The organism is Mycobacterium sp. KBS0706 (assembly GCF_005938675.2).
In the GTDB taxonomy this organism is placed as follows: Bacteria; Pseudomonadota; Alphaproteobacteria; order DSM-16000; family Inquilinaceae; genus Inquilinus.
This window is the reverse complement of record NZ_VCCH02000088.1, coordinates 20,055-32,683: the sequence shown is the minus strand read 5'-3', so window position 1 is coordinate 32,683 and position 12,629 is coordinate 20,055. Positions and strand designations below refer to the sequence as shown.

The window sequence follows — 12,629 nt, the reverse complement described above, 5'->3', positions numbered from 1 at the left end:
CGATCGACGCCAACACCGGGGTCGCCGGCGACCAGGCCTTCACCTTCATCGGCGCGGGCCTGTTCACCGGCGTCGCCGGCCAGCTGCGCGCCGCCAACACCAGCCCCGGGGTCACCACCATCGCCGGCGACGTCAATGGCGACGGCGTCTCCGACTTCCACATCCAGCTCACCGGCAACCTGGCCCTCGTCGCCGCCGACTTCGTGCTGTAGCGGCCGGAAGGCCGCAGCAGCACGGGCGGATCGGGTTCGCCCCTGGGCGAACCCGATCCTCCGGTCACCCCGCGCTGGCGGCCAAAGCCTGGGTCAGGTCGGCGACCAGGTCCTCGACATGCTCGATGCCGATCGAGACGCGGATGGTGGCGTCGGAGATGCCGATCCGCTCCCGCGTCTCCTTCGGCACGCCGGAATGCACCGTGGTCGCCGGGTGGCAGACCAGGGATTCGGTGCCGCCCAGGCTGACCGCCAGCTTGAAGATGCGCAGCGCGTTGAGGAAGCGGAAGGCCTCGGCCTCGCCGCCCTTGATGTCGAAGGAGAAGGTGGTGCCGGCGCCGGTGCATTGCCGGTCGAACACCGCCCGCTCGGGGCTGCCTTCCGGCAGCAGCGCCGGGTAGTAGACCGCGGCGACCTGCGGATGCTCGGCCAGGAACCGGGTCACCGTCTCGGCGTTGCGGCAGGCCGCGGTCATGCGCAGCGACAGCGTCTCCAGCGACCGCGCGATCATCCAGGCCGAATGCGGGTCGAGCTGGGTGCCGATGGCGCCGCGCAGCAGCTTGACCTGACGGATCTGGTCGCGCCGGCCCAAGACCGCGCCGGCCACCAGGTCGCTGTGGCCGCCGACATATTTGGTCAGGGAATAGACCACGATGTCGGTGCCGTGCCGGATCGGCTTCTGGAAGATCGGGCCCAGGAGGGTGTTGTCGCAGACGATCACCGGGGTGTGGCCCTGCTTCGCCCCGATCTCGTCGGCCACGACGCGCACCAGCTCGAGATCGACCAGGGTGTTGAGCGGGTTCGACGGCGATTCGACCAGGATCACCGAGACCCGGCCCTTGGCCGTGGCCTCGTCAGCCGCGGCCCTGATCACCGCGCCGTCGACGCCGTCGGCGAAGCCGACCGCGCCGATCTGGAACGGGTTCAGGGTGCGGGCCACCAGAGTCTCGGTGCCGCCATAGAGCGGCTGGCTGTGCAGGATCACGTCGCCCGGCCGGGCGAAGGCCAGCAGCGTCGTCGCGATCGCCGACATGCCGCTGGAGAAGATGCCCGCCGCCTCGGCCCCCTCATAGATCGCCAGCCGGTCCTCGACGATCTCGCTGTTGGGGTGGTTGAAGCGGCTGTAGACCAGCCCGGCATCGGCGCCCGGCTTCGGCTCGCGCCGGCCGGCGGTGTAGTCGAAGAAGTCGCGCCCGTCCTCGGCCGATTTGAAGACGAAGGTCGAGGTCAGGAACACCGGCTGCTTGACCGCGCCCTCGGACAGGGTCGGGTCATAGCCATAACCGAGCATCAGCGTCTCGGGATGCAGCTTGTGGTTGCCGATGCGGTCCTTGCGATAACCCGATCCGGCCATGGGGAGTCTCCTGAAAGTGTTGGCGCGGAGACTACCCCGGATCGCCCCGCGGCAACCATGGCTCAGTGATCGTAGCCCTCGCCGGGGCGGACCTTGCCGCGGAACACCCAGTAGGAATAGGTGGTGTAGACCAGGATCACCGGGATCAGGAACAGCACGCCGACCAGCAGGAACAGCTGCGACGAGGCCGGCGCGGCGGCGTCCCAGATGGTCAGGTCGGGCGGCACCAGCCGGGGGAACAGGCTGATCGCCAGGCCGGTGTAGCCGAGCACGAACAGCGCCATGGTGTACAGGAACGGCCCGTAGTCGGAGCCGCGCTGCAGCGACAGCCACAGCCGCCAAGCGAACAGCACCACCAGGATCGGCACCGGCGCGAAATACGCGATGTTCGGCCAGGTGAACCAGCGCTCGCTGATGGCCTGGTCGAGCAGCGGCACCCACAGGCTGACCACGGCCATGAACACCAGCACCGCGAGCAGCAGCCGGCCCATGGTGCGGCGGGCCCAGGCCTGCAGCGCGCCCTCGGTCTTCATCACCAGCCAGCCGGCGCCGATCAGGCCGTAGCCGAACACCAGCGCCACGCCGGTCATCAGGCTGAACGGCGAGAGCCAATGGAAGGCGCCGCCGGCATAGTGCCCGCCGGCCAGCGGGAAGCCCTGGACGAAGGTGCCCAGCACCACGCCCTGGAAGAAGGTGGCGAACAGGCTGCCGCCGGCGAAGGCTACGGTCCACAGCCATTTGCTGCTATGCGCCTTGAACCGGAACTCGAAGGCGACGCCGCGGAAGATCAGCCCCATCACCATGAAGGTGATGGGCAGGTACAGCGCCGGCAGGATAATCGCGAAGGCGGCCGGAAAGGCGGCCAGCAGGATGACGCCGCCGAGCACCAGCCAGGTCTCGTTGCCGTCCCAGATCGGCGCCACCGAGTTCATCATCAGGTCGCGGTCCTCCTCGCTGTGCGCCCAGGGGAAGAGGATGCCGACGCCGAGGTCGAACCCGTCCATCAGCACATACATGAACACGCCGCCGGCGGCGATCGCGGCCCAGATCAGCGGCAGGGCGTTGGCGATGGTCCAGACATCCGGTGTCATGGCGTCACTCCCCGGATTCGAGGGATGCGTCCGGCAGCGAGAACGGCCGCGCCGGGGTCTTGCGGGTTTCCTCGCGGTCCGCCTCCGGCGCCTCCGGCCCGATCCGGATCAGCTTGACGATGTAGTAGACGGCGGAGCCGAGCAGCATGGCGTAGATCAGCACGAAGAGGACGACCGACAGCAGCACGCTGCCGCCGCCGACCGGCGAATGGGCGTCGGCGGTGCGCAGGATGCCCTGCACCATCCAGGGTTGGCGCCCGATCTCGGTGGTGTACCAGCCGGCGATCACGGCGACGAAGCCGGACGGGATCATCGCCACCATGACGCGCTGGAACCAGCGGCTGTCGTACAGCCGGCCGGCCGCCCGCAGCACCAGGCCCAGCAGCCCGGCGCCGAGCATCAGGAAGCCCAGGCCCACCATGATCCGGAAGGTCCAGAACACGATGGCGACGGGCGGACGCTGGTCGGCCGGGAAATCCTTCAGCCCCTGAACCGACCCGCCCCAGCTATGGGTCAAGATCAGCGAGCCGAGATGCGGGATCTCGAGCACGAAGTCGTTCTTCTCGCCGCCCTGGTCCGGCCAGGCGAACAGGATCAGCGGCACGTCGCCGCTGGTCTGCCAATGCGCCTCGATCGCCGCCAGCTTGGCCGGCTGGTGCGCCCGGACCTCCAGCCCGGACTGGTCGCCGAGGATGATCTGCAGCGGCGTCAGCACTGCGATCAGCCACAGCCCCATCGAGAAGGCCTGGCGCGATTCGAGCACGGCGCGGCCGCGCAGCAGGTACCAGGCCGAGACGCCGATGATGACGAAGGCGGTGGTCAGGTAGGCGGCGGTGACGGTGTGCAGGAAGCGGATCGGGAAGGACGGGTTGAACACGATGGCCAGCCAGTCGGTCGGCTCCAGCACGCCGTTCACCACCTCGTAGCCGGCCGGGGTGTGGAGGAAGGAGTTGGCCGACAGGATCCAGAAGGCGGAGATCGCGGTGCCGACCGCGACGGCACAGGTGGCGGCGAGGTGGACGGCGCGCGGCACCTTGTCCCAGCCGAACAGCATGATGCCGAGGAAGCCGGCCTCGAGGAAGAAGGCCATCACCACCTCGTAGCCCAGCAGCGGCCCGAGGATGCTGCCGCCGATCCGCGACAGCTCGCTCCAGTTGGTGCCGAACTGGTAGGTCATGACGATGCCGGTGACCACGCCGACGCCGAAGGAGACGGCGAAGATCTTGATCCAGAATTTGTAGAGCGTCCGGAATTCGGCCCGCCCGGTCTTCAGCCACAGCGCCTCGAGCACCGCCAGCCAGCTGGCCACCCCGATGGTGAAGGCCGGAAACAGGAAGTGGAACGACATGACGAAGGCGAACTGGAACCGCGACAGGAGGACCGGATCGAGATCCATGACAATTCTCCGTCGGCAACCGGCCTGGCCGCGGTTGCCTTATTTCTTGGCTTGGAAAGAATATGCCACAGAACAGCCGCTGATTTCACGGCCGGATGACGTGCCATAAGGCCCCAGCCGGGCGACGCGTCGCAGCGCAACGAAGCGGCTGGGCATGCTAGGTCGGCTGTTCAGCCCGCAGGCAGGGGGGTATGCTCCGCGCCATGAGCTTCACCGACGCCCAGATCAAGCGCTATGCGCGCCACATCCTGCTGCCCGAGGTCGGCGGCAAGGGTCAGGAAAAGCTGCTGGCCGCGCGGGTGCTGGTGATCGGCGCCGGCGGCCTCGGCTCGCCGCTGCTGCTGTACCTCGCCGCCGCCGGGATCGGCACGATCGGCCTGCATGACGACGACGTCGTCGAGCTGTCCAACCTGCAGCGCCAGGTGGTGCACGACACCACCACGCTGGGCCAGCTCAAGGTCGACAGCGCCATCGCCCGGCTGCAGGCGCTGAACCCCGAGGTCAGGGTCGAGCGCTTCGCCGACCGGCTGACCGCGGCCACGGCACTGGAGCGGGTCGCCGCCTTCGACATCGTGGTCGACGGCAGCGACAACTTCGCCACCCGCTACCTGCTGAACGACGCCTGCTATCTGGCGAAGCGACCGCTGGTGTCGGCCGCGATGCTGCGCTTCGAGGCGCAGCTGTCGACCTTCAAGGCGCATCTCGGCGACCCGCATCCCTGCTATCGCTGCCTGTTCCCGGCGCCGCCCGACCCGGGCACGGTGCCGAGCTGCTCCGAAGCCGGGGTGTTCGGCGCCCTGCCGGGCGTGCTGGGGTCGATGCAGGCGATCGAGACGATCAAGGAGATCCTGGGCATCGGCGAGGGCCTGTCCGGCCGGCTGCTGCTGTATGATGCGCTGGAGGCCCGGCTGCGCGAGATCGCCCTGCCGCGCGACCCGGACTGCCCGCTGTGCGGCGACAACCCGACGATGACCGACCTGTCGCATCACCATGGCTGAGGGGCCGGCGGGCATCGGCGCGCTGTCGATCGTGGTGTTCGACGGCCGCTTCGACCGGGTGCATTACGCCCTGGTGCTGGCCAGCGCCGCCGCCGCGACCAACCGCCGGGCGACGCTGTTCTTCACCGGCCAGGCGCTGCGGGCGCTGCTGCCCGAGGGCTGGCGCCGGCTGGACGGCGGCGCCGAGGCGCAGGAGGCGGATTTCGCATCCCGCCGGGTGGCGACCTTCGCCGAGCTGATGGAGGCCTGCCGGGCGCTGGGTGTCCGCTTCATCGCCTGCGAGATGGGGCTGCGCGCGCTGGGCCTCGCCGCCGCCGAACTGGCGGTGCCGGCCGAGATCGCCGGCGTCGTCACCCTGCTGGCCGAATCGCCGCGCGACGGCCAGATGCTGTTCATCTGATCCCGCTTTAAGAGACCGGCACGCGGAACAGGAAGGACGGTGTCGAGGTCAGCCGGTCGCTGCGGCTGCCCGACGGGCCGTTGGTCGAGAGCTGCACCGACCGGATGTCGCCGGTGAGCGGCCCGATGAAGACGAAGTTGGCATTCACCCGCGAGCGCGCGGCGACCTGCACCTCCGGATTGTCGGTCGGCGGCACGAAAGGATGGGCGCGGCCCCTGTCGTCGATCAGGACCAGGCTGTTTCCTCGATTGAGTGAGACCGGCCGATCGGACAGGTTGGTGATGCTGGCGGAGACGATGACGCTGTCGACCCGGTAGGTGATGCCGGTCAGCATCATCGTCACGCCGCTGGGGTGCGCCTGCTGCTGCTCGAGCCGGACGGTGCGGCCGGCGTCCTGGCCGGCCGGGCCGGCGGGGGCCGCCGGGACCGCGGCCGGCGCCGTCGCCATCGGCAGCTCCGGCCGCGACGGCAGGCCAGGCTTGACCAGCGGCTGGGACGGGGTGGGGGTCGACGAAGACCGAAGGGTGGGTGCCTGCAGCGGGCCGTCCAGCAGCGAGCTCTGGGCCTGAGCTGCCGTCGCGGCCGCGGTCACGGCAAGCGCGATGAGAGTTGGCTGAAATTTCATGAAAATTCTCCCAGACTCCATTGCTGGTTCAACCCGCAGTCAGCTCCGCTGTTCCGCCCGCGTAACATCCGCAAGGTGCTTTCCCGTTAACAAAACAATGATACCGTGGCTTGATTCGGCGAGAGCCGCGCGGACCATTGCATAGTTGCCGTTAAGTAGAGCCGTAGGGGGACAAGCCAATCATGTCGGAATCCTGGACAGCTTGGCGACGTCGCCCGCCCGTTGCAGCGCTCGGCGTTCTCCTCTTCCTCGCCGCCTGCAACGAGTCCTCGGACAAGCAGGCCCAGGCGCCGCAGATGCCGCCGCCGGCCGTCGGCGTTGTCACCGCCGCCAAGAAGCCGGTGACCGAGGGCTACACCTTCGTCGGCCGGGTCCAGGCGGTGAACAACGTCAACCTGGTGGCCCGGGTCGAAGGCTTCCTGCAGCAGCGCAACTACACCGAAGGCCAGGAGGTGAAGGCCGGCGACCTGCTGTTCGTGCTGGAGAAGGACACCTACCAGGCCGCGGTCGACCAGGCCCAGGCCAATCTGACCAGCGCCCAGGCCAATGCCGCCAACGCCAAGGTGCAGGCCGACCGCGCCCGCGACCTGATCAAGAACCAGAATGTCTCGCAAGCCGTGCTGGACGACCGCGAGGCGGCGGAGAAGACGACCATTGCGACGGTGCAGCAGACCCAGGCCGCGCTGGAAGAGGCGCAGATCAATCTCGGCTACACCTCAATCCAGGCGCCGTTCGACGGCCGCGTCGGCATCTCCAACTTCAGCGTCGGCGCGCTGGTCGGCCCCAGCAGCGGCGCCCTGGCCACCATCGTCAGCCAGGACCCGATCTACGTCCTCTTCCCGGTCAGCGACCGCTTCATCCTCGACGTGCAGCAGGCGACCGGAACCGGCAAGGTCGCGCCGCAGGATGTGGCGGTGAAGCTGACCCTGGCCAACGGTTCGCAGTATCCGCAGGTCGGCAAGATCGACTTCACCGACGTCAAGGTCGACCAGAACACCGACACGCTGATGGTGCGGGCGGAGTTCGCGAACCCGCAGCGCACCCTGACCGACGGCCAATACGCCCGGGTGACGGCGGAGCGGAAGGACCCGGTCGACGCGCTGGTGATCCCGCAGCGCGCGATCCTGACCGACCAGAGCGGCAACTACGTGCTGGTGGTCGGCGAAGGCAACAAGGTGGCCGCCAAGCATGTCACCACCGGCGCCAACCAGGGTGCCGACGTGGTGGTGCAGCAGGGGCTGAACGACGGCGACGTCGTCATCGTCGACGGCGTCCAGAAGGTGCGCCCGGGGCAGGAGGTGAACCCGGCCCCGACCAGCGAGCCGAGCGGGCCCGCGGGCGGCGGCGCGGCTCCGGCCGGCAACAGCGGATCGGGCCAGGCGGCGCCGGCCAAGCCGGCGGGGAACTGACCCGATGCTGTCCTCGATCTTCGTCGATCGCCCCCGCTTCGCGATCGTCATCGCCATCGTCATCACGCTGGCCGGGCTGATCGCGATGCGCGCCATCCCGATCGCCCAGTTCCCCGACATCGTGCCGCCACAGGTCTCGGTCACCGGCACCTACCCCGGCGCCAGCGCCGCCGTGGTCGAAGCGACCGTGGCGCAGCCGATCGAGGCCCAGGTCAACGGCGTCGACAACATGCTGTACATGTCGTCGACCAGCGGCAGCGACGGCTCCTACTCGCTGATGGTCAGCTTCGCCGTCGGCACCGACCCGGACATCAACACCGTCAACGTCCAGAACCGCGTGGCGCTGGCCGAGCCGAAGCTGCCGAGCGAGGTGACGGCCCAGGGCCTGACGGTCAAGAAGCAGTCCTCGGCGATCCTGCAGCTGGTCACGGTGTACTCGCCGGACGGGTCGCAGGACGCCCTCTACCTGAACAACTACGCGATCATCAACCTGATCGATTCGCTGGCCCGCGTGCCCGGCGTCGGCCAGGCCTCGCTGTTCGCGACCCAGAACTACGCGATGCGGATCTGGTACAACACCGATACGCTGAACAGCTTCGGCCTCAGCCCGAACGACATCGTCACGGCGGTGCAGAGCCAGAACGTCCAGGCCGCCGTCGGCCGCCTAGGCGCCCAGCCGATGCCGGACGACCAGCAGATCCAGGTGACGCTGCAGACGCTGGGCCGGCTGACCGACGTCAAGCAGTTCGAGGACATCATCCTGCGCGCCAACCCGGACGGGTCGGTGGTGCGGCTGCGCGACGTGGCCCGGCTGGAGCTGAACAGCCAGTCCTACGACACCAATGCCCGGCTCAACGGCACCCCGGCCGCGGTGATCGGCATCTATCAGTCGCCCGGCTCCAACGCCGTCGCCGCTGCCGAAGGCGTGCGGTCGGAGATGGAGCGGCTGAAGCAGCGCTTCCCCGCCGGTGTGGATTACAAGATCACCTACGACACCACCATCTTCGTCAGCGAGACGATCGGCGAAGTCGAGCACACGCTGCTGGAGGCCTTCGCCCTGGTCGCGATCGTGGTGTTCGTCTTCCTCGGCAACCTGCGCGCCACGCTGATCCCGATCATCGCCGTGCCGGTGTCGCTGGTCGGCACCTTCGCGGTGCTGCTGGCCGTCGGCTTCTCGGCCAACACCATCTCGCTCTTCGCCATGATCCTGGCGATCGGCATCGTCGTCGACGACGCCATCGTCGTGGTCGAGAATGTCGAGCGGGTGATGGCCGAGACCGGGCTGCCGGCCAAGGAGGCGACCAAGCTGGCGATGCGCGAGATCACCGCGCCGATCATCGCCATCACCCTGGTGCTGCTGTCGGTGTTCGTGCCGGTCGGCTTCATCCCCGGCATCACCGGCCAGCTGTACTCGCAATTCGCCGTCACCGTGTCGGTGGCGATGCTGATCTCGGCCCTGAACGCGTTGACCCTGACCCCGGCGCTGTGCGGCGTGTTCCTGAAGCCGCACCAGCACGGCCACCGCCCCGGCCTGTACGGCCGGATCATGGGCCGGGTCTCCGGGGGCATCGACAAGGTGCGCGACGGCTACGCCTGGGTGGTCACCCGTCTGGTCCGGCTCGCGGTGCTGTCGATCCTGCTGGTCGCCGGCTTCGGCGGCCTGGCCTGGGTGCTGAACAGCGCCACCCCGACCGGCTTCCTGCCGGACGAGGATCAGGGCCTGTTCTTCGTCGAGGTCCGGCTGCCGCCCGCCGCTTCCGTCAGCCGCACCACCGAGGCGATGAACCAGGTCGAAGGGCTGGTCAAGGACATCCCGGGCATCGCGGACATCACCGGCGTGATCGGCCGCAGCTTCATCGACGGGCTGGCGGAGCCGAATGTCGGCTTCCTGGTGGTGGCGCTGAAGCCGTTCGACGAGCGGGTCAAGGACGGGATCACGGTGTTCAACGTGCTGCGCCAGGTCGCGGTGCGCTCCGCCGGAGTGCGCGACGCCCTGGTCATCCCGCTGAACCTGCCGCCGATCATCGGCCTGGGGACCGCCGGCGGCTTCCAGTACCAGCTCGAGGATCTTGAGGGCAAAGGCCCGAACGAACTGGCGGCGGTGGCCCAGGGGCTGGTGGTGGCCGCCAACCAGTCGCCGGACCTGACCCAGGTGTTCACCTCCTACAACGCCAACACGCCCCAGATCTATCTGAACCTGGACCGCGAGAAGGCGCAGAATCTCGGCGTCGGCGTCAGCGCCATCTTCAATGCGCTGCAGGCGACGCTGGGCGGCTTCTACATCAACGACTTCAACCTGTTCGGCCGCACCTGGCAGGTGATCGCCCAGGGCGAGGCCAATGACCGGCGCACGGTCGACGACATCTACCGGATCTATGTCCGCTCCTCGAGCGGGCAGATGGTGCCGATGCGGTCGCTGGTCGACGCGCAGCAGCAGCTGGGGCCGCTGTTCATCACCCGCTACAACAACTACCGCGCGGTCAGCATCCTCGGCAGTTCGGCACCCGGCATCAGCTCGGGCCAGTCGCTGGCGGCGATGACCCAGGTCTCGAATGCCACCCTGCCGCCCGGCTACGGCTTCGAATGGACCGGCACCGCGCTGCAGGAGCTGGAGGCCGCCGGCCAGACCGGCTTCATCCTCGGCCTCGCCGTGCTGTTCGCCTATCTGTTCCTGGTGGCGCTGTATGAGAGCTGGTCGATCCCGATCGGCGTGCTGCTGTCGGTCATCGTCGGCATCGTCGGCGGCCTGGCGGCGCTGTGGATCGCCGGCCTGTCCAACGACGTCTACGCCCAGATCGGCATCGTCGTGCTGATCGCGCTGGCCAGCAAGAACGGCATCCTGATCGTCGAGTTCGCCAAGGCCAAGCGCGAGGAGGGATCGTCGATCGCCGAGGCCGCGATCGAGGGCGCCCGGCTGCGCTTCCGCCCGGTGATGATGACCAGCTTCGCCTTCATCCTCGGCCTGGTGCCGCTGGTGACGGCGGCGGGCGCGGCCGCGGCCAGCCGGCGCGGCGTCGGCACCTCGGTGTTCGGCGGCATGATCGCGGCCTCGGCGATCGGCATCTTCCTGATCCCGATGCTGTACGTCACGCTGCAGCATGTCCGCGAATGGGTGCATGAGAAGCTGCTGGGCGGCTCGATCGCACCCAAGCCTCGGGCCGAGGTGCCGGCCACGCCGGCGGAATGACGAAGGGCGGCTCCGGTGGGAGCCGCCCTTTCTCATTGGCTGCTAATGCACCCAGCGGCCGCGGTCGTGGTACCAGGGGCGGCCGCGGTAGTAGTTGTCCCAATAGGGGCCGGCATCGAAGGTGATGACCGGCACGCCGATCACCGGCGCGGCCTCGACGATGACCCGGCGGCGGTGCTGGACATCCGCCGCCAGGAAATGGCCGTCCGTCCAGCCGCGGTCATGGCCGACGCCGATGTCGCACCAGGCCCAGCCGTCGAGGCAGCCGAAGATCTGCACCGGCACGCCCGGCCGCAGCCGGGCGACCGTCGGATAGTCGGCCCCCGGCCCGGCGCGCAGCCGGGCCGGGGCGGTGGTGTAGCCCGGCGCGGCATCGGCCGCCGTCGCCGCCAGGGCCGTCATCGCCAGCCCGGCCAGCGCGGCGAGGGCGAGCTTCCATCTCATCATGCGAACTCCAGGGATGAGCATCCCCCTTCGTCCGCCTCAACGCGGCAGAGCCGGATTCCGGTCGCCGGATCAGCGGGGCGCGGCGCCGTGCCTCACCCCCGTACTGTCAGCCCACCCGCTTCGCCGCGTCGAGAGCGCGGGACAGGTCGCGCTCCAGGTCCTCGATCCCTTCCAGCCCGATCGACAGGCGCACCAGCCCGTCGGTGATGCCCATGGCGGCGCGGTCGGCCGCCTCCATCGCCCGGTGGGTTGTGGTGGTCGGGTGGGTGGCCAGCGACTTGGTGTCGCCGAGATTGTTCGAGATGTCGACCAGCTGCAGCGCGTCGAGGAAGGCGAAGGCCGCCGCCTTGCTGCCGAGGTCGAGCGAGACCAGCGTGCCGCCGTTCTTCATCTGGCGCTTGGCCAAGGCATGGTGCGGATGGCTTTCCAGCCAGGGGTAGCGCACCGACCGGGCGGCCGGATGCGCCTCGACCAGCTGGGCCAGGCGATGGGCGCTGGCGACCTGGCGCTCGACCCTGAGGCCCAGCGTCTCCAGCCCCTTCACCAGCACCCAGGCGTTGAACGGCGACAGCGCCGGGCCGGTGTGCCGGTAATAGGGCAGGAAGTCGTCGGTCAGGAACTTCTTGTCGGCGAGGACCGCGCCGCCCAGCACCCGGCCCTGGCCGTCGATGTGCTTGGTGGCGGAATAGATCACCACATCGGCGCCGAGCTCGAGCGGCTTCTGCCCCAAGGGCGTGGCGAAGACGTTGTCGATGAACACCTTGGCGCCGGCGGCATGGGCGATCTTCGACACCGCGGCGACGTCGACCAGATCCAAGGTCGGGTTGGCCGGCGTCTCCAGGAACACCGCCCGGGTGTTCGGCCGCATCGCCGCCTCCCAGGCCGCGAGGTCGGCGCCGTCGACGAAGGTGGTGGTGATGCCGTAGCGCGGCAGGATGGTGCCGAGGATGACGAAGCAGGAGCCGAACAGCGCCCGGCTGGCCACGACATGGTCGCCGCCGCGCAGATGGCAGAACAGGGCGGTGAACACCCCCGACATGCCGCTGGCGGTGACGTGACAGCCCTCGGCCCCTTCCAGCAGGGCCAGGCGCGTCTCCAGCACCTCCAGCGTCGGGTTGCCGTAGCGGGAATAGACGAAGCCGGGATCGTCGCCGGTGAAGCGCGCCTCGGCCGCCGCCGCGCTGTCATAGACGAAGCCCGAGGTCAGGAAGATCGCCTCGGAGGTCTCGCCATAGGGCGTTCGTCGGGTGCCGCCGCGGATCAGCGCGGTCTCGGGGCCGAATTCGTCTTCGCTGGGGGCTTCGTAACGATCCATCTCACCGACTCCTCGATCCGACCGGGAGGCGGTGCGTGCGGGACCTGCGCGCAACCGACCTTTTAGCGGAGTTTAACGTGGCCGCAAGCCGGTCGGCTCAAATCACCACGGGGGCCGCGTCCAACCGCGGCGAATGCAAGACTTATCGGCAAAACCGCGATCGGGCAATGCGTTTCACACAGTGCGGTTGTGCGG

Annotated in this window: 11 protein-coding genes and 1 riboswitch; of the genes, 5 read left to right on the top strand and 6 right to left on the bottom strand. The window is 68.9% G+C overall.

All coding sequences use genetic code 11. The features are described from left to right. Nucleotides 1-212: hypothetical protein (locus FFK22_RS43360; protein ID WP_221939022.1), on the top strand; the 212-nt coding region annotated here is incomplete at its 5' end. Between the two features lie 64 nt (nt 213-276). On the opposite strand, the gene FFK22_RS32735 is transcribed toward FFK22_RS43360, so the two are convergent. The 3 genes from FFK22_RS32735 to FFK22_RS32725 all read right to left on the bottom strand — a co-directional run bounded on the left by FFK22_RS32735 (nt 277) and on the right by FFK22_RS32725 (nt 4,053). Beyond that, nucleotides 277-1,566 (bottom strand): cystathionine gamma-synthase family protein, encoded by a 1,290-nt coding sequence (locus FFK22_RS32735; protein ID WP_138888866.1) that lies wholly within the window; start codon nt 1,564-1,566, stop codon nt 277-279. A gap of 62 nt (nt 1,567-1,628) precedes the next feature. Continuing rightward, on the bottom strand, nt 1,629-2,657 hold the full coding sequence (cydB, locus tag FFK22_RS32730) for a cytochrome d ubiquinol oxidase subunit II (RefSeq protein ID WP_138888865.1): 1,029 nt from the start codon (nt 2,655-2,657) through the stop codon (nt 1,629-1,631). A 4-nt stretch (nt 2,658-2,661) separates the two neighbouring features. After that, entirely contained in the window at nt 2,662-4,053 is a 1,392-nt protein-coding gene (locus tag FFK22_RS32725) for a cytochrome ubiquinol oxidase subunit I (RefSeq protein WP_138888864.1), read from the bottom strand. A 191-nt stretch (nt 4,054-4,244) separates the two neighbouring features. Here FFK22_RS32725 and FFK22_RS32720 point away from each other — a divergent pair, with 191 nt between their 5' ends. Together FFK22_RS32720 and FFK22_RS32715 are read left to right on the top strand one after the other, a co-directional pair. Continuing rightward, nucleotides 4,245-5,051 (top strand): molybdopterin-synthase adenylyltransferase MoeB, encoded by an 807-nt coding sequence (locus tag FFK22_RS32720; protein WP_221939021.1) that lies wholly within the window; start codon nt 4,245-4,247, stop codon nt 5,049-5,051. Next, nucleotides 5,044-5,451, top strand: a complete 408-nt coding sequence (locus FFK22_RS32715) for a DsrE/DsrF/DrsH-like family protein (RefSeq protein ID WP_138888863.1) — start codon at nt 5,044-5,046, stop codon at nt 5,449-5,451. Before FFK22_RS32720 ends, FFK22_RS32715 begins: the two co-directional genes overlap by 8 nt. A 7-nt stretch (nt 5,452-5,458) precedes the next feature. Here the strand turns inward: FFK22_RS32715 and FFK22_RS32710 are convergent, their stop codons facing one another. Next, nucleotides 5,459-6,076 carry a hypothetical protein gene (locus tag FFK22_RS32710; protein WP_138888862.1) on the bottom strand — a complete coding sequence of 206 codons (618 nt, stop codon included), beginning with the start codon at nt 6,074-6,076 and terminating at the stop codon, nt 5,459-5,461. Between the two features lie 182 nt (nt 6,077-6,258). On the opposite strand from FFK22_RS32710, the gene FFK22_RS32705 reads away from it, so the two are divergent. Both FFK22_RS32705 and FFK22_RS32700 read left to right on the top strand, forming a co-directional pair. Next, the gene (locus FFK22_RS32705; protein WP_138888861.1) at nt 6,259-7,485 is read left to right on the top strand and encodes an efflux RND transporter periplasmic adaptor subunit; all 1,227 of its coding nucleotides are present in this window, start codon (nt 6,259-6,261) and stop codon (nt 7,483-7,485) included. Between the two features lie 4 nt (nt 7,486-7,489). Next, nucleotides 7,490-10,672: an efflux RND transporter permease subunit gene (locus FFK22_RS32700; RefSeq protein WP_138888860.1), complete on the top strand. Its 3,183-nt coding sequence runs from the start codon at nt 7,490-7,492 to the stop codon at nt 10,670-10,672. 42 nt (nt 10,673-10,714) lie between these two features. On the opposite strand, the gene FFK22_RS32695 is transcribed toward FFK22_RS32700, so the two are convergent. Continuing rightward, the gene (locus FFK22_RS32695) at nt 10,715-11,119 is read right to left on the bottom strand and encodes an SH3 domain-containing protein (protein ID WP_186002776.1); all 405 of its coding nucleotides are present in this window, start codon (nt 11,117-11,119) and stop codon (nt 10,715-10,717) included. A 106-nt stretch (nt 11,120-11,225) separates the two neighbouring features. Continuing rightward, a complete protein-coding gene (metZ, locus tag FFK22_RS32690; protein ID WP_138888858.1) occupies nt 11,226-12,434 on the bottom strand; it encodes an O-succinylhomoserine sulfhydrylase in 1,209 nt (402 codons plus the stop codon). Nucleotides 12,435-12,476: 42 nt separating this feature from the next. After that, nucleotides 12,477-12,553: riboswitch (SAM riboswitch) on the bottom strand. Nucleotides 12,554-12,629 lie beyond the last annotated feature (76 nt).

What these genes read in the sequence shown, in the direction of transcription:
- FFK22_RS32735 (WP_138888866.1), bottom strand. Translation starts at nt 1,566, where the DNA reads ATGGCCGGATCGGGTTATCGCAAGGACCGCATCGGCAACCACAAGCTG.
- cydB (WP_138888865.1), bottom strand. Translation starts at nt 2,657, where the DNA reads ATGACACCGGATGTCTGGACCATCGCCAACGCCCTGCCGCTGATCTGG.
- FFK22_RS32725 (WP_138888864.1), bottom strand. Translation starts at nt 4,053, where the DNA reads ATGGATCTCGATCCGGTCCTCCTGTCGCGGTTCCAGTTCGCCTTCGTC.
- FFK22_RS32720 (WP_221939021.1), top strand. Translation starts at nt 4,245, where the DNA reads ATGCTCCGCGCCATGAGCTTCACCGACGCCCAGATCAAGCGCTATGCG.
- FFK22_RS32715 (WP_138888863.1), top strand. Translation starts at nt 5,044, where the DNA reads ATGGCTGAGGGGCCGGCGGGCATCGGCGCGCTGTCGATCGTGGTGTTC.
- FFK22_RS32710 (WP_138888862.1), bottom strand. Translation starts at nt 6,076, where the DNA reads ATGAAATTTCAGCCAACTCTCATCGCGCTTGCCGTGACCGCGGCCGCG.
- FFK22_RS32705 (WP_138888861.1), top strand. Translation starts at nt 6,259, where the DNA reads ATGTCGGAATCCTGGACAGCTTGGCGACGTCGCCCGCCCGTTGCAGCG.
- FFK22_RS32700 (WP_138888860.1), top strand. Translation starts at nt 7,490, where the DNA reads ATGCTGTCCTCGATCTTCGTCGATCGCCCCCGCTTCGCGATCGTCATC.
- FFK22_RS32695 (WP_186002776.1), bottom strand. Translation starts at nt 11,119, where the DNA reads ATGATGAGATGGAAGCTCGCCCTCGCCGCGCTGGCCGGGCTGGCGATG.
- metZ (WP_138888858.1), bottom strand. Translation starts at nt 12,434, where the DNA reads ATGGATCGTTACGAAGCCCCCAGCGAAGACGAATTCGGCCCCGAGACC.